General features: G+C 72.9%; 13 protein-coding genes and 1 riboswitch. Of the genes, 4 read left to right on the top strand and 9 right to left on the bottom strand.

Annotation, left to right across the window (positions count from 1 at the left end; genetic code table 11):
- Window positions 1-16: 16 nt before the first annotated feature.
- Window positions 17-970: an ABC transporter substrate-binding protein gene (locus A949_RS0124720; protein WP_070032958.1), complete on the bottom strand. Its 954-nt coding sequence runs from the start codon at window positions 968-970 to the stop codon at window positions 17-19.
- 210 nt (window positions 971-1,180) lie between these two features.
- Window positions 1,181-1,361, bottom strand: a riboswitch (cobalamin riboswitch).
- A gap of 533 nt (window positions 1,362-1,894) precedes the next feature.
- Window positions 1,895-2,626, bottom strand: a complete 732-nt coding sequence (locus tag A949_RS0124715; RefSeq protein ID WP_019358726.1) for a DUF7873 family protein — start codon at window positions 2,624-2,626, stop codon at window positions 1,895-1,897.
- A gap of 155 nt (window positions 2,627-2,781) precedes the next feature.
- On the opposite strand from A949_RS0124715, the gene A949_RS0124710 reads away from it, so the two are divergent.
- Complete coding sequence (locus tag A949_RS0124710) at window positions 2,782-5,001, top strand: terpene synthase family protein (RefSeq protein ID WP_019358725.1); 2,220 nt, start codon at window positions 2,782-2,784, stop codon at window positions 4,999-5,001.
- Here A949_RS0124710 and A949_RS0124705 read toward each other — a convergent pair.
- The 5 genes from A949_RS0124705 to A949_RS0124685 all read right to left on the bottom strand — a co-directional run bounded on the left by A949_RS0124705 (window position 4,934) and on the right by A949_RS0124685 (window position 10,221).
- Entirely contained in the window at window positions 4,934-5,911 is a 978-nt protein-coding gene (locus A949_RS0124705) for a DMT family transporter (protein WP_019358724.1), read from the bottom strand. The two genes, A949_RS0124710 and A949_RS0124705, sit on opposite strands and share 68 nt — an antisense overlap.
- Window positions 5,912-6,074: 163 nt before the next feature.
- The gene (locus A949_RS0124700) at window positions 6,075-6,311 is read right to left on the bottom strand and encodes a hypothetical protein (RefSeq protein ID WP_019358723.1); all 237 of its coding nucleotides are present in this window, start codon (window positions 6,309-6,311) and stop codon (window positions 6,075-6,077) included.
- Window positions 6,312-6,504: 193 nt separating this feature from the next.
- On the bottom strand, window positions 6,505-8,043 hold the full coding sequence (locus A949_RS0124695; protein WP_019358722.1) for an FAD-dependent oxidoreductase: 1,539 nt from the start codon (window positions 8,041-8,043) through the stop codon (window positions 6,505-6,507).
- Window positions 8,044-8,554: 511 nt separating this feature from the next.
- Window positions 8,555-9,442 (bottom strand): TIGR01777 family oxidoreductase, encoded by an 888-nt coding sequence (locus tag A949_RS0124690; RefSeq protein WP_019358721.1) that lies wholly within the window; start codon window positions 9,440-9,442, stop codon window positions 8,555-8,557.
- 257 nt (window positions 9,443-9,699) lie between these two features.
- Window positions 9,700-10,221 (bottom strand): DUF4240 domain-containing protein, encoded by a 522-nt coding sequence (locus A949_RS0124685; RefSeq protein ID WP_019358720.1) that lies wholly within the window; start codon window positions 10,219-10,221, stop codon window positions 9,700-9,702.
- A 296-nt stretch (window positions 10,222-10,517) separates the two neighbouring features.
- On the opposite strand from A949_RS0124685, the gene A949_RS0124680 reads away from it, so the two are divergent.
- A complete protein-coding gene (locus A949_RS0124680) occupies window positions 10,518-11,471 on the top strand; it encodes an SDR family oxidoreductase (RefSeq protein ID WP_019358719.1) in 954 nt (317 codons plus the stop codon).
- On the opposite strand, the gene A949_RS35705 is transcribed toward A949_RS0124680, so the two are convergent.
- Complete coding sequence (locus tag A949_RS35705) at window positions 11,462-12,649, bottom strand: helix-turn-helix transcriptional regulator (RefSeq protein ID WP_019358718.1); 1,188 nt, start codon at window positions 12,647-12,649, stop codon at window positions 11,462-11,464. The genes A949_RS0124680 and A949_RS35705 overlap by 10 nt on opposite strands.
- A 74-nt stretch (window positions 12,650-12,723) precedes the next feature.
- On the opposite strand from A949_RS35705, the gene A949_RS0124670 reads away from it, so the two are divergent.
- Both A949_RS0124670 and A949_RS36765 read left to right on the top strand, forming a co-directional pair.
- Complete coding sequence (locus A949_RS0124670) at window positions 12,724-14,262, top strand: sodium-dependent transporter (protein WP_037707556.1); 1,539 nt, start codon at window positions 12,724-12,726, stop codon at window positions 14,260-14,262.
- Window positions 14,262-14,366, top strand: coding sequence for a methionine/alanine import family NSS transporter small subunit (locus A949_RS36765; RefSeq protein ID WP_019358716.1), 105 nt, complete (start codon window positions 14,262-14,264; stop codon window positions 14,364-14,366). Before A949_RS0124670 ends, A949_RS36765 begins: the two co-directional genes overlap by 1 nt.
- A 198-nt stretch (window positions 14,367-14,564) precedes the next feature.
- Here the strand turns inward: A949_RS36765 and A949_RS0124660 are convergent.
- A partial coding sequence (locus A949_RS0124660; protein ID WP_019358715.1) for a transketolase-like TK C-terminal-containing protein occupies window positions 14,565-15,807 on the bottom strand: 1,243 nt, incomplete at its 5' end.

Genomic DNA, 15,807 nt, shown 5'->3' with positions numbered 1-15,807 from the left:
GGCGCGCGGCGCGGTGCTACTGCGCACCGGCGTCACCGGCGTCGTCCGGGTGCAGCTGCCGGGCCAGCGCGTCCACCGCGTCGGGCACCCGCGGGCCCAGCACCGCCGAGGAGAGCGGCAGCACGGCGAACCGCTCGTGTTCGATCGCGGGCACGTCCGCCAGCGCGGGATCCTCCAACAGCCGCTTCTTCTTCTGCGCGACGGTCGTGCCGCCGTAGTCGTAGATCACCACGACGTCCGGCTCGCGCTTGACGACCTGTTCCCAGGAGACGTCGGCGAACGTCTTGTCGAGGCCGGCGAAGACGTTGCGGGCGCCGGCCCGGCGCAGGATCTCGTCGCCGATGCCCGCGCCGCCCGCCGTGAACGCGGAGCTCTCCCCGCTGTCGTAGACGAACACCCGGGTGCTCTTCGTCCCCTTCAGCCGCTTCGCGGTGGCCGCCAGCTGCCGGTCCTGCTTCCGGACCAGCGCCGCAGCACGCTCCGGCACGCCGAAGATCCGGCCGACTTCCCGGAACTCCCGGTGCAGCGTGTCGATGTCCACGTCATCGGTGCAGGACTCCAGGTTGAGCCGGGTCCGGACGCCGCTCTCCCGCAGCGCCGCGCGCGACCGCCCCTCCGTCTTGTCGAAGGAGCTGGCGTAGCCGCCGTAGACGAAGTCCGGTGCGGCGCCCAGCAGGGTCTCCTTGGACGGGTACTTCTTCGCCAGGACGTCGATGCCGCGGTAGGCCTTCGCGTAGCGGGGCAGGATCCGGTCGTCCAGGTAGGCGGTGCCGGCCATCCGGTCCTGCAGGCCGAGCGCCAGCATGATCTCGGTGACGTGCTGGTTCATGGTCACCGTCCGGCGCGGCGGCCCGGTGAAGGTGGTCTTCACCCCGCAGTTGGTGACGGTGTACGGGAAGCCCTCGGCGGAGGAGCCGCGCGCGTCCCCGTCTGCGCCGCCGGACCCTCCGGCGCAGGCGGTCAGGGACATCAGCAGCAGCGCGGCGAGGACCGCGCGGCCGGTGCGGCGCGGCGGGCACGGGGCGGCGGGCCGGCCGGCGGCTGCCGAGCGGTCGCGGGCGGCTGCCGGGGGACGGCCCGGCACGAGGGCGCGGATACGGCGCGGTCGGCGCATGGCCAGCAGATCCTTCTCCGTCAGAGGCCCGATCGCGGGGCCCGGCGTCGTACCGCGCCGGGGGTTGTCCGGGCGCGGCCGCCAGCAGGTCTTCGGACTCGGGACTGCGGGGGCGGTGCGCCTTCCCGGGGACTGCGCCCCAGTGGCCTCGTGCACGCCCCAGTCCCACACCGCTGCGCGTCAGCTCCGGATTCGCACCGGATTCCCTGACCCGATCAAGGGTTTGACTGGCTGCTGCAACGTACCACGCGCCCGGACACCGGGGACGGGTGCGGCGTCGCACCGGGACCCGGCCGACGGAAGGGAGGGGAAGGGACCCCGGGGCTTTACCCGGCCCCGGGGTCCTGGGTGCCGCTCGTTCGCACGCCCTGACGGTTCATGGGCGGATCGTTCGGCGATGTCCTCGCGTGGAGCCACTCCACCACGGCGCAGCGTGGATGCGCCGGCTGGGTTCGAACCAGCGTCTCGAGGTCGTCACCGCCCCGGTTGCCGGGCGATGAACGGCGATGCTGAGCGTGGAGCGAGAGGTTGAGACTGACCGGCGCCTGCGAGGTGCAGTGCGGCCGGGGGTTCACACATCAGCTTCAGTTTCAGCTTTGCGCTCCTGGCGCACCCCGGGCCGACGGGGCGTCGGCCCCTGACCCGGGGAGTCTGGGATGTCGGTCGTCGCGGGCACTCTCCCGGTCGGTCGGGGGGACGGCACACGGGGGGCCGCACGGTCAGGATACGGAGGTCCGGGGCGCGGACGCCCGCACCGGCGCCGGGCGCCGGTGCGAGCGGTCAGGCGAACAGGTACCCGAAGACGGCCTCGCCGGCCCGCTTGTCGGCGACCTCGGTCCCGTTCGCCTCCTCGCGGGCGAACTTCACCGCGGCCGCCAGCTTGTCCAGCCGCTCCAGCAGTTCGTTGACCCGCCGGGCCGGGAGGGCCCCGGAGTACTTGACCGTGGTCCAGTAGCCGACGGGGATGTCCTCGTAGTAGACCTCGACCTGGGCCGGGTGCTTCTCGGTTGCCTCCGCCTTCACGTGGTTGCGCGGCACCTTCTTGGTGCGCACCGTGCGGACCTGCTCCGTCTTCCACCAGTCGGTGGAGGGGTCGATCTCCCACGCCTCCGCGCCGTCCAGGATCGGCAGCTTCCGCAGGAACGAGCCGAGTTCGCCCAGCTGCTTCTCCAGGAACAGCAGGTAGGAGACCGGCACGTCGGAGAGCACCGTGCGGCCGTCGACCGCGACGTCGGCGCGGGCCGAGAGGTTCGACCAGTCCTTGGTGGCCGTCACATCGAACAGCCGCGTCAGGATCTTCGCCGTTTCCTTGAGTACATCCTCGGCCTTGACCTGGACGCGGGTCGACTCCGGCGGAAGCTGTTCGCCCTCTTCGTCCTTGGGCTGGTACGTACGCGAGATACCCGCGAGCATCTGCGGTTTCGTCAGCCCGTGCTGGGCCTGTGCCAGGTCCTGCACCACCTTGGACTTGACGCCCTTCTCGACTGCGATGATCTGATTCAGCTTCGCCACGAAAGCGAAGCTAGCAGCCCGACTCGGCGCACAGCCACGGGTTTTGTTCGACGGGCTCCGCAGCAGTCCTCACACATCCGGGTGAAAAAGGATGTTCGTCATTCCAGTGCGGGTAGGCCGAATTCGCACCGAAACGACGAGCCGAGGGACGAACGTTGTCGCAACCCTTCGAACTGCCCGACTTCTACGTGCCCCACCCCGCCCGTCTGAACCCGCACGTCGACCAGGCGCGCACCCATTCCCGGGAGTGGGCACGGCAGATGGGGATGCTGGAGGGGTCCGGGATCTGGGACACCGCCGACCTGGACGCGCACGACTACGCGCTGCTGTGCGCCTACACCCACCCCGATGCCACCGCCGACGACCTGGCGCTGGTCACGGACTGGTACGTGTGGGTCTTCTTCTTCGACGACCACTTCCTGGAGGAGTTCAAACGCACCCAGGACCGCTCGGGCGGCAAGGCGTATCTGGACCGGCTGCCGCTGTTCATGCCGCTGGAGGACGACCCGGCGGCGCCGCCCGCTCCGGCCAACCCGGTCGAGGCGGGGCTGGCCGACCTGTGGGCCAGGACGGTGCCGTCGATGTCGGCGGACTGGCGTGCGCGGTTCGCGCTCAGCACCGAGAACCTGCTCAACGAGTCGCTGTGGGAGCTGTCCAACATCAACATCGGCCGGGTGCCCAACCCGGTCGAGTACATCGAGATGCGCCGCAAGGTCGGCGGCGCCCCCTGGTCGGCCGGGCTGGTGGAGTTCGCCGAGCACGCCGAGGTGCCCGCGGCCGTCGCCGCGTCCCGTCCGCTGTGCGTGCTGCGCGACACCTTCTCCGACGCCGTGCATCTGCGCAACGACCTGTTCTCCTACGAGCGCGAGATCGGCGAGGAGGGCGAACTGTCCAACGGTGTGCTGGTGCTGGAGACGTTCCTGGAGTGCACCACCCAGGAGGCCGCCGAGTCCGTGAACGACCTGCTGACCTCCCGGCTCCAGCAGTTCGAGCACACGGCACTGACCGAACTGCCGGCGCTCTGCGCCGAGACGGGACTGGACGCGGCGGCCTGCGCCGATGTCGCCGCCTACGTCAAGGGGCTCCAGGACTGGCAGTCGGGCGGCCACGAGTGGCACATGCGCTCCAGCCGCTACATGAACGGCGGGGGAGCGGTCGCCGCTCGCCCGGCGCGGCTGCCGTTCGTCCCCTCGGGGCCGGGCACCTCGGCGCTGGCGACGCTGCGACCCGCCCCGCGGGCGCAGGCGCGCCGGGCCCGCTCCTTCGCGCACGTACCGCACGAGCGCACCGGCCCCTCGGTGCTGCCGCAGTTCGAGATGCCCTTCGCCGACCGGCTCAGCCCGCATCTGGACGGCGCCCGGGAGCGGGTCGTCGCCTGGGCGCACGGGACGGGGCTGCTGGGCCCGCAGCCGGACGTGGCGGGCGGCCGGGTGTGGGACGAGGAGCTGATCCGGGACTACGACCTGCCGCTGTGCGCCGCCGGGATCCACCCCGATGCGACAGCCGACCAACTCGACCTGAGTTCGGCCTGGCTGGCCTGGGGCACCTGGGGCGACGACTACTATCCGGTCCGCTTCGGCCGCACCCGGGACCTGGCGGGCGCCAGGGAGTGCACCCGGAGGCTCTCCCTCTTCATGCCCGTCGACGGGGAGTCCGCGCCGTCGCCGGGCAGTCCGCTGGAGTGCTCGCTGGCCGACCTGTGGGCCAGGACGGCCGGGCCGATGCCGCCCGCCAAGCGCCGCCGCTTCCGCACCGCCATCGAGGTGATGGCCGAGAGCTGGCTGTGGGAGCTGGACAACCAGGCGCTCAACCGCATCCCCGACCCCGTCGACTACGTCGAGATGCGGCGCCGGACGTTCGGCTCCGACCTGACGATGAGCCTGTGCCGGCTGGCCCAGCCGGACACGATCCCGGAGGCCGTCTACCGCAGCGGGCCCGTGAAGTCGCTGGAGAACGCCGCCGCCGACTACGCCTGCCTGCTCAACGACGTCTTCTCGTACCAGAAGGAGATCGAGTTCGAGGGCGAGCTGCACAACGGCGTGCTGGTGGTGCGCAACTTCTTCGACTGCGACCACCCCACCGCGCTGCGCATCGTCGACGACCTGATGAAGTCCCGGATGCGGCAGTTCCAGCACGTGGCCGCGCACGAGTTCCCCGTGCTCTACGACGACTTCGCGCTCGACGAGGCGAGCCGGGCCGCGCTGGACGGCTATGTGCGGGAGCTGGAGAACTGGATGTCCGGGATCCTGGTGTGGCACCGCGACTGCCGCCGGTACGGGGAGGCCGATCTGCGCCGCCACTTCCTTCCTAGCTGGCCGTTCGACGGCCCGAGGGGGCTGGGGACGTCGGCTGCCCGGCCGGCGGCGGTGCGGTAGCGGCGGCGACCGGCTGCGGGGGGCGCGGGCTCCGGCTCCGGGAGCGGGAGACCGCGACCCCCGCCAGGCACAGCAGACCGCCCGCGAGGGCCAGCACGCCGGGCACCTCGTCCAGGACGAGCCAGGACATCAGCACGACGAGGAAGGGCACGACGTAGGTGGTGGACCCCATCCGGCCCGCGGTGCTGCGGGAGAGTGCGTAGGCCCAGGTGGAGAAGGCCAGCGCGGTCGGGAACACGCCCAGGTAGACGGTGTTGAGGGTGGCGGACAGCGGCGCGTCCGCCATGTCGGAGGCCAACTGCCCGCTGAACGGCAGGCAGGCGACGAACCCGATCAGGCAGCTGAACGCGGTGACCTGGAGCGGTGAGGCGTGCCGCAGCGCGGGCTTCTGGCTGACGACCCCGACCGCGTAGGCGACGGCGGCCAGTACGCACAGCACCACGCCCAGGGGCGAGGAGCCCTCGCCGTCGGAGACGGACAGGCCGACCACGACGGCACCCGCGAAGGAGACCGCCATTCCGGCCAGCAGCCGGGCGGGGAAGCCCTCCTTGAGCAGCCAGCCGCCCAGCAGCGCCATCAGAATGGGGCCGATGTTGACGAGCATGGCGGCCGTCCCGGCGTCCACGAGGCGCTCACCCCAGTTGAGGACGACCATGTAGCCGCCGAACCACAGCAGTCCGGAGGTGATGATGCCGGGCCAGGCGGCGCGCGGTGGGATTCCCTCCCGGCGCACGAGGAGCACCGCGCACAGGACGAGGGCACCGGCGCCCAGCCGCCCCAGGGCCAGTGCACCGGGGGCGAAGTGTTCACCGGTACTGCGGATGGAGACGAACGACGAGGCCCACAGCACGACCGTGACGGCGGCCGCCACCAGCGCCTTGACATCGGTGCGTCTTGCGTCTGCCGCCATGGGGGCTCCTTCATGGGTTCGCCTGACCGACCGTGACGTCAGGACCGTAAGGCACCCATGCTCATGACGCCACCGGTTTTCCGGCGCCCCGGCTCCGGAGCGGCGGAGCCCATCCAGCGCCGCCCGGCCCAGGGTGCGGGCCGGGCGGCGCGGGAGGGCGGGATCAGGGCAGCAGCGAGCGCACCAGACGGCAGGTGGTGAGGGACGGCGGGTGCACGCCGATGCGGTGCGCCGTCGTACGGATGGTGCGGTTCCGGGCCTGCGCGGCGGTGTGGACACCGGTGTCGAGCAGGGCTATCGCGATCCGCATGGCCTTGAGGCGCCGGTTGTGCGCCTCGTACCACTCGCGCGGCCGGCCGGGCGGAAGCGGTTTCTTGGGCAGCACGGGAAGGGTGGACATCTTCGGCAGGTGCTGCTGCCGGGGTGTGGTGCGGGTCGTGGGGCGGGAGTGCGAACGAGGGGTTCGGGAACGGACAGCAGTCATCGACGGCCTCCTCCAGACGTCGGTGCGCTTCCTGATTACTACCCCATATTCTACCCCGCCCCACTGACAGAACCCGCTGGTCATCTGGGAGTTCGGGACTCGTGTTCGATTATGCGGCGGTCTCCTGCGCCGCCTCTCGCACGGGCTCGTGCGCCGCTTCTCGCGCACCCGGTGCGGCGGACTCGGGCGCGCCCTGAGCGGGGGCCGCCGGACGGCCGAAGTCCCGCAGGATCTGCTCCGTCGCGCGCTCGGCCGACCGCAGCGCCCCGCGCGGTGTGCTGGTGTCCCGGTGCTCCCCGCACACGTACAGGCCCGACAGCACCCGGACCGGACGCCGCGGGTCGTGCGGCGCGGGCATCGCCGGTACCGCGTCCGGATCGTGGTAGGCGGCCAGCAACTCCCAGCGGTCCGTCGGCACCCCGTAGACACGGGCCAGTTGGCAGCGGGCGGCCGCATCCAGCGCGGCGGCCGGCTCGCTCGCACGCGTGCCCAGGACGACCGAGGTCAGCAGCGCCCGGCCGGGCGCGGCCCGCGACGGGTCCACCGCCGAGGCCGCCCAGGTGTGGCTGACCGGACCCGGCTCCGCCACCTCCCGCTCGGCGCACACCGTGAACGACGGTCCGTCCGCACCCGGCGGGAGGGGCTCGGGAGCGGCGTGGTGCAGCACGGTCACCGGATGGAACTCCGGTACCCGCAGCCCCGGCAGCAGCGCGGCGGCCGAACGGGCACCCGTGGCCACCAGCGCCGCCTCGCAGCCGAACGTACCGTGCTCGGCGGTGCGGACGGCGTGCGTGCTCACCGAGGTGACCCGCACGCCCGTGTGTATCGAGTCCGGCGGCAGCGCGGCGGCCAGCAACTCCACAGCGGCCTCCTGCCCCCCGGCCGGTACGCCCAGACCGCCGCGGGCGAAGCCGCGCAGGGTCAGATCGGCGACCCGGCTGGAGGTGGTCAGCGCGGGGTCCGACAGCAGCGCGGTGAGCAGCGGACGCACCAGCGTCTCCGCGGGCCGGGTCGGCAGCCCGCGTGCGGACAGCGCCTGGCCGGCCGGCAGTTCGGGCCGCGACAGCAGGCCCTGGGGCGGCACCGCGGCGAACCGGTCCAGGGAGGCGCGGAGCCGGACGAGGCCCAGCGCGTCGGACATGTCGGCCCGGCTCCGCGCTCCTGTGAGCGCGCGAGCGGTGGTGAGTGCGCCCCGAGTGCTCCCTGCGCCCCTCGTGCGCCGGTCGAACAGCACCGCACGGCCGGCCCGCGGCGGCGGACAGCGGCGCTCCGCCGACCGGGCCGCCACCCGGTGGGTGCGGCCCTCCGAGTGCAGCAGCGCCCCCGGCGGGAACGGGCGCAGCGCGAGCCCCTCCAGGGCCGGCAGCCGGGTGAGCGCCTCCGCGTCCCGGTCCAGGCTGAGCACACCCGGACTCCGGTCCAGCCGGAAGCCCTGGACACGGTCGGTCCGCGACCGGCCCCCGACGTGCTGCGCCGCCTCCAGGACCAGGACGCGCAGCCCCGCGCCGGTCAGCCGGTGCGCCGCGGCCAGTCCGGCCAGTCCCGCTCCGACGATCACCACGTCCGCGGTCCTGGCCCTGCCCCGGCCCTCCACCTCCTCGTCGCCGGTCCCGGTCCGGGTGCCTGCGTATGCGCTGCTGATCAGCACGTTTCCTCCCGACGTCGACGCGCGTACGAGCCGATGGGTCTGCCTTCTCACTGCTGCCTGTTCTCGTGCTGTGCGGCTGTGCGGCTGTGCTGTTGCCGTGCGGTGGTGCTGTTGCTGTGCGGCGCTGCTGTTGCCGTGCGGCGGTGCGTGTGTCCGGCTGTGCGTCTCCGCGTCCGTGTGTGTGCGGGTCCGTGTGCCGCGAGTGCTGCCTGCGGCTGCTGTGCGTGCCGGTGTCCGCGCCTGTGCGGGCGCGTTCCGACCTGTCCGGGTGCGTGGGTCCCTGTGCTGCTGCGGGCGCCGGCTGCCGTCCTGATGCCCCGGCGCGCTCAGCTCATACCCGTGTTCGAGCGTTCGTGTGCCGCCGCCCGCGCGGTACGTCGCGCGAGGGGCGCCCGGATGCACATCCCCGGCGTCCACCGCCGTGACGCACCGCTCCCGGACCCGCTCCCGGACCCGATTCCGGCTCCTCCGGCGCCGGACGCCCGCGCCCGCCCGCCGGAGGGGAGAGGGCTCACAGGGCGGCGCGGATGGCCTCCGTGACCGTGGGGAAGGCGAACCGGAAGCCCGCATCCAGCAGCCGGCGGGGCAGGACGCGCTGGCTGCCCAGCACGTCCCCGGCGAACTCGCCCAGAGCGGCCCGCAGGACGGGCGCCGGCACCGGGAACGGGGTGGGGCGGCGCAGCACGTGCCCCATGGCGGCGGTCACCTCGCGGTTGGTGGCCGGTTCCGGTGCGGTCAGGTTCACCGGCCCGGCCGGTGCCTCCTCGTCCAGCAGGAACCGCAGCGCCGCCACATGATCGTGCAGGGCGATATGGCTCCAGTACTGCCGCCCGTCACCCAGCCGCCCCCCGAGGCCCGCCTTGAACAGCGGGAAGAGCCGCCCCCACGCCCCGCCGCCGCGGGCGACGACCAGGCCGGTGCGGCCCAGCACCGTGCGGATCCCGGCGTCCTGCGCGGCACCGGCCGCCGCTTCCCAGTCCTGGCACAGCTCTGCCAGGAACCCCTCGCCGGGCGGGGCGGACTCGTCGACGGCCCGGTCCCCGGTGTCGCCGTAATAGCCGATCGCCGAGCCGACGATCAGGGTGCGGGGCGGGGTGTCCAGTCCGGCCAGCGCCTCGGCGACGGTCCGGGTGCCCTGCACCCGGCTGTCGCGCAGCTCGCGCTTGTAGCTGTCCGTCCAACGGTGATCGCCGATCCCGGCGCCCGCCAGATGGACGACGGCCTCGCACCCGGCCAGCCCCGCGGTGTCCACCCGGCCCGCTCTCGGGTCCCACCGCACCTCGTCGGCCGCGGCCGCGGGGCGCCGCACCAGCCGCAGCACGTCGTGGCCCTCTGCCCGCAGGGAGCGGGTGAGCGCCGAGCCGATGAGTCCGCTGGATCCGGTGACCGCGATACGCATGCGCCCATCCTGACGTATGCGCCGGGCCGTTGTCGGCCGCGGCTCACGGTCCGCGTACGGCGGCGACCGTGAACGGCGTCCGCGGCGTGCCCGGTCCCATCGGGTCCGCCCCGGTCGAACCGCGAGCGGACCGGGTACAGCGTGCCGCGCGAGCGGGGCAGCGGGATAAGCAGGTGCAGGCCGCGGTCGGTGCGGTGGCCGTGGCGGCGACGAGCGCGGCCGGGGGTGCGGCGGCGGACGGAGTGACGCCGCCGGGGTCACTCGCCCCGGAAGCGGTCCCACAGCCGGGGCAGGCGGTCGGCCAGTGCCCCGGTGTCCTCCAGGTCGAGGGCGACGCCCTCCGGGTCGGCCGGAGCCTCCGGCAGCCCCAGGTCGGGCAGGACGGTGCCGGTGAGCTGCTCGTACGCCTCGTCCGCCGCGAAGCCCAGCTCCTCGCCGTCGCCGTCCAGCTCCTCGTCGAAGTCGTCCAGCAGCTCGGCGAGCGCGTCCGCGTCGTGGGCGGCGCCCTCGAAGACCTCCCGGCCCTGGCCGATCAGCCAGCAGCGGAACGCGTCGAAGACGTCGTCGCTCGCGCCGTCCAGCAGGATCCAGGCGGCCGCCCACAGATCCCACTGGTAGGCCCGGTTGTAGCGCGACTCGAAGTGGCGGGCGAAGTACGTCACCGCGTCGGGGTCGAGCTGCGTCAGCCGCTCCACCAGCAGGTCCGCCTGTTCCTGGGGATCGCTGTCGGCCTCCTGCCGGGTGGAGTCGATCAGCTCCCAGAACTCCGTCTCGTCCATCACGCACTCAGCATCGGGCCTGGAGGCCCGCAATGCACGCGGAGTGCGCCAGATGCGGCTGTGTCGTTACGAGAGGTGCACCGCACGGCAATTCCGGTTCCGATACCCGACAGGCGGTGTCCGGTATCACCGGCAGTGTGTCCCGCCCGGACGGATGCGGCGGCGGCGCCCGGCCGGACGCCGCCGCACACCCCGGCACGCCGGTACACCCAGGTATGCCGAGGGCGCCGCGAGAGAGCCGTGCGGAGCACTGAGAAGTCGTCGAAGGCGCGGGTAGCCGCGAGAAGGAGCAACAGGTGCAGGAGCAGAGCAGTTCCCCGGGGCCGCTGGCCGGCAAGGTCGCCCTGGTCGCCGGAGCCACCAGGGGAGCGGGCCGGGCGATGGCCGTCGAACTGTGCCGGGCCGGGGCCGCCGTCTACGCCACCGGCCGTACCACCCGCGCCACGACCAGCGAGGTCGGCCGGGCGAGCGAGACGATCGAGGAGACGGCCGAACTGGCGGGCGAAGCCGGTCGGGAGAGCGGGGGCAGCGCCACCGCCGTCGCCGTCGACCACCTCGACCCCGCCCGGGTGCGTGCGCTGATCGACCGCATCGACCGGGAGACGGGCGCGCTCGACATCCTGGTCAACGACCTGTGGGGCGGTGACCATCTGGTCGGCTGGGGCAAGAAGCTGTGGGAGCACGACCTGGCCGACGGGCTGCGGGTGCTGCGGCTGAGCATCGACGCCCACCTGATCACCAGCAGCCATGCGCTGCCGTTGCTGACCCGGCGTCCGGGCGGGCTGCTCGTCGAGGTCACCGACGGCACCGAGGAGTACAACCGGCGCTACCGGGAGCCGGTCTACTACGACCTGGCCAAGTCCGCGCCGCTCCGAGTCGCCCGGGGGCTGGCCCAGGAGACCGAGGAGTTCGGCACCACCGTGGTCTGCCTGACCCCGGGCTGGCTGCGCTCGGAGGCGATGCTGGACACCCACTTCCGGGTGACGGAAGAGAACTGGCGGGACGGCTGTGCCGTCGACCGGCACTTCGCCATCTCCGAGAGCCCCGTCTTCGTGGGCCGCGCCGTGGCCGCGCTCGCCACCGACCCGCAGCGGGCACGCTGGAGCGGGCAGTCCCTCTCCAGCGGCGGACTGGCCCGGGCCTACGGCTTCACCGACACGGACGGCTCGGCGCCGGACGCCTGGCGCTACCTCGTCGACATCGAGCAGGCAGACGCCGGCACGCCGGTGGACCCGGCCGACTACCGCTGAGCGTCCGGGCCCGCGGCCCGGCCCGCCGCGGCGCCCGCGACCGGGTCCGCCACGGCGCCGGCCGCCGGGCCCGCCGCGGGGGCCGCCGCCCGTCCCGGGACCCTCTCCCGCTCCGGGACCCGCTGCGGCCCCGGCTGCGGGGGCGGCCCCGCGTCCCCCGGGGCGGGACCGTCCGCGGCCTCCGGGTAGAGGGCCGCCGTCCGCCGCGCCGCGTCCGCGAAGCGCTGCCGCAGCGACGGCGGCCCCAGGACCTCGCACTCCGGACCCAGCGTCAGAAGCTGTTCGAAACCCACCTCCTCGCTCTCCACCCCCAGCACCACCGTCGTGCGGCCCCGCCCGTCCACGGTGCCGCCCGCCAGCGCCTCGTCGGCAGCGGCCCGGTCGGTGACGTACCGCAGCCGGCGGACACCCGGGGCGGTGAGCCGCACCGTCACCTCCGACCGCAGCAGCGAGTGCGCGAACGCCGCCGCGTGCTCCGCCCAGAAGCCCGCCAGGTCGAATCCGCCGTCCCGGTCGAAGTGCGCGTCGTGCACGGTGACCTCGGTGAACCGGCCCACCCGGTAGACCCGCCAGGGGGACCGGTCCGCCCGGCCCGCGTCCGCGGGGACGCGGGCCGTCAGATACCACCGGCCCGCCTTCAGCACCAGGCCGTGCGGCTCCAGCTCCCGCTCGACCTCCCGGTCACCGGGCGTGTCACCGCGGCGGTAGCGGACCAGGATCCCGCGGTCGGACCAGACGGCGTCGGCCAGCGCGGGCAGCAGGGCCGGGGTCTCGGGCGCCTGCCACCAGCCGGGCGCGTCCAGATGGAAGCGCTGCGCCGCACTGCCGTGCACATCGCCCAGCGCCGGATCCAGCGCCGCCGAGACCTTCAGCCGCGCCGCCGAGGCCGCGTCGGCCAGCCCCAGATCGCGCAGCGCCGAGGGCACCCCGGACAGGAACAGCGCCTCCGCCTCGCTGCGGCCCATCCCGGTCAGCCGGGTGCGGTAGCCGCCGACCAGCCGGTATCCGCCCGCACGTCCGCGGTCCGCGTACACCGGCACGCCCGCTTCGGAGAGTGCCAGGACATCGCGTGAGACAGTACGCTCGGAGACCTCCAGTTCCGCTGCGAGCTCCGCGGCGGTCATCTCCCGCCGCGCCTGGAGCAGCAGCACCATCCTGATCAGCCGGGCTGCCCGCATGCTGAATACTCCTCCCGTGGGCCGTGGCCCGCTGTTAACGTTCCGCCCGTTATACAGCGAACTAGGAAACGGTCATGTCTCAGCAAAATCGCGAACAGCGCGAACAGTGGGGCTCGCGGGCCGGATTCCTGATGGCGGCCATCGGTTCCGCCGTCGGGTTGGGAAACATCTGGCGCTTTCCCGCTGAGGCCTACAAGAACGGCGGCGGGGCCTTCCTGCTCCCGTATCTCGTCGCGCTGCTCACAGCGGGCCTCCCGCTGCTCATCCTCGAATACACCGTCGGCCGGAAGTACCGGAAGTCGCCGCCCGCGGCCTTCCGGCAGATCTCCCGCCCGGCCGAGGCGATCGGCTGGTGGCAGGTCGCCATCTGCTTCGTCATCGCCTCCTATTACGCCGTGATCGTGGCGTGGGCCGTACGCTACGCCGGATTCTCCTTCGGCAAGGACTGGGGCGACGACCCCGAGGGGTTCTTCGGCGGCGACTTCCTGCACGCCGCGGCCGAACCCGGACTCCCCAGCTCCTTCGTCGGCAATGTGTTCTGGCCGCTGCTCGCCGTATGGCTGATCGTGCTGATCATCCTGGCGCTGGGCGTGCGCCGCGGCATCGAACGGGCCAACAAGATCTTCATCCCGGCCCTGGTGGTCTTCTTCGTCGTCCTGGTGGTCCGCGCCGTGACGCTGGACGGCGCGGCCAAGGGGCTGGACGCCCTCTTCGCCCCCGACTGGAGCGCGCTGACCGACGGCAGCGTCTGGGTCGCCGCCTACGGGCAGATCTTCTTCTCGCTCTCCATCGGCTTCGGCATCATGGTCACCTACGCCTCCTACCTGGGCCGCCGCGCCGACCTGACCGGCTCCGCGCTGGTGGCCGGCTTCGCCAACAGCTCCTTCGAGATCCTGGCCGGTATCGGGGTGTTCGCCACTCTGGGCTTCATGGCGCAGTCCAGCGGTGCCGCCGTCGGCGACGTCGTCAGCGAAGGAGTGGGGCTGGCCTTCATCGCCTTCCCGGCGGTCATCTCGCAGATGCCGCTGGGCGCGGCCTTCGGGGTGGTCTTCTTCGTCTCGCTGGCCATCGCGGGGCTCTCCTCGCTGATCAGCATCGTGCAGGTGGTCATCTCGGCCGTGCAGGACCGCACCGGCATGCGCCGGGTGCCCGCCGTGTGGATCGTCGGCGGCCTGCTGGCGGTGGTCTCGCTGGCGCTCTTCCCCACGGACGCGGGCCTGTCCCTGCTGGACGCGGCCGACCACTTCATCAACCAGTACGGCATCGCGCTGGCCGCGCTCGTCTTCCTGATCGTCATGGCCTGGGTGCTGCGCCGGCTGCGGACCTTCCAGGCCCATGCCGACGAGACCTCGGCCGTGCGGCTGGGCACGTGGTGGCGGGTCTGCCTGGGGATCATCACCCCGCTGGTGCTCGGCTGGATGATGATCGACAGCTTCCGCAAGGAGCTGGACGAGAACTACGCCGGATACCCCCTCTCCTTCCTCGCCTGGGCCGGATGGGGCGTCGCCGCCGGCGCACTGCTGGTGGGGGTGCTGATCTCGCTCATCCCCTGGCGCGGGGCACCCGGTGCGGGAGAGACCGAGAGCACTGCCGACAGTGAGGAGGTGCGCTGATGTCGACCGGAGCCATCGTGATGATGGCCGTGGCCATCCTCATCGTCTGGGGCGGCCTGGTAGCCGCCATTCTCCGACTGCGCAAGCACCCCGAGCCGGAGTGACCGGACCGCGGTGACCGGTCACCGGCACTGACGCCGGTCACCGGTCACCGGTCACCGGTCGTCGGTCACCGGAGCAGCGCGAAGGCCCTGCCCCCGCGGATGGATTCCGGGGGCAGGGCCTTCGTGTGCTGCGGCCGTGCTCTTCCGCCGCGTCCCCGGCCGAGCTCTTCCGAGCCGCCGGGGACGCGGCGGACCGCGTCAGGCCAGACCGTACTTCTCGGCGGCGCGGCGGACGTCCTCCGCCTTGACCTCGCCCCGCCGCGCGAGCCGGGACAGCGCGGCGACCACGACCGACTCGGCGTCCACGCCGAAGTAGCGGCGGGCTGCCTCCCGGGTGTCGGAGAGCCCGAACCCGTCCGTGCCCAGCGAGGCCCAGTCCTGCTCCACCCACTGGCTGATCTGGTCGGGCACGGCCCGCATCCAGTCGCTGACCGCCAGCACCGGACCCGGAGCGCCCTCCAGCGCGCGGGTCACATACGGCACCCGCTCCTCGCCGCGCAGCGCGGCGGCGTCGCACTCCATGGCCTCGCGCCGCAGCTCCGTCCAGGACGGCGCCGACCACACGTCGGCCGCCACGCCCCACTCCTCGGCGAGGATCCGCTGCGCCTCCAGCACCCAGTGGATCGCCGTACCGGAGGCCAGGAGCTGGATGCGCGGTGCGTCGTCGGCGGCGTCCTCCGCCTCCTGGAAGCGGTACAGCCCCTTGAGGATGCCCTCCTCGACGCCCTCGCCCGCGGGCATGGGCGGCTGCACCTTGGTCTCGTTGTAGACCGTCAGGTAGTAGAAGACGTCTTCCTGCGCCGCCGCGTCCGGGCCGTACATCCGGCGCAGGCCCTCCTTGACGATGGCGCCGACCTCGTAGGCGAACGCCGGGTCGTAGGAGACGACGGCCGGATTGGTGGAGGCCAGCAGGTGCGAGTGGCCGTCGGCGTGCTGGAGGCCCTCGCCGGTCATCGTGGTGCGGCCCGCGGTGGCGCCGATGACGAAGCCGCGGCCGAGCTGGTCGGCCAGCGCCCAGAACTGGTCCGCGGTGCGCTGGAACCCGAACATCGAGTAGAAGATGTAGAACGGGATCATCGGTTCGCCGTGGGTGGCGTACGACGTCGCGGCCGCGGTGAAGTCCGCCAGCGAACCGGCCTCGGTGATCCCCTCGTTGAGGATCTGGCCTTCCTCGGCCTCCTTGTAGTACAGCAGCTGGTCGCGGTCGACCGGGTCGTAGTTCTGGCCGAGCGGCGAGTAGATGCCGGCCGACGGGAACAGCGACTCCATACCGAAGGTGCGGGCCTCGTCGGGCACGATCGGTACCCAGCGCTTCCCGGTCTCCTTGTCCCGCATCAGGTCCTTGACCAGCCGCACGAACGCCATCGTGGTGGCGATCTCCTGCGAGCCGGAGCCCTTCTCGAGCGCGGCGAAGGGTTTGTCGGCGGGCGCGGGCAGGCCG

Origin of the sequence: Streptomyces sp. AA1529, assembly GCF_000280905.1 — a bacterium.
Classification (GTDB): Bacteria; Actinomycetota; Actinomycetes; order Streptomycetales; family Streptomycetaceae; genus Streptomyces.
This window is presented reverse-complemented; position numbering and strand designations above follow the sequence as displayed.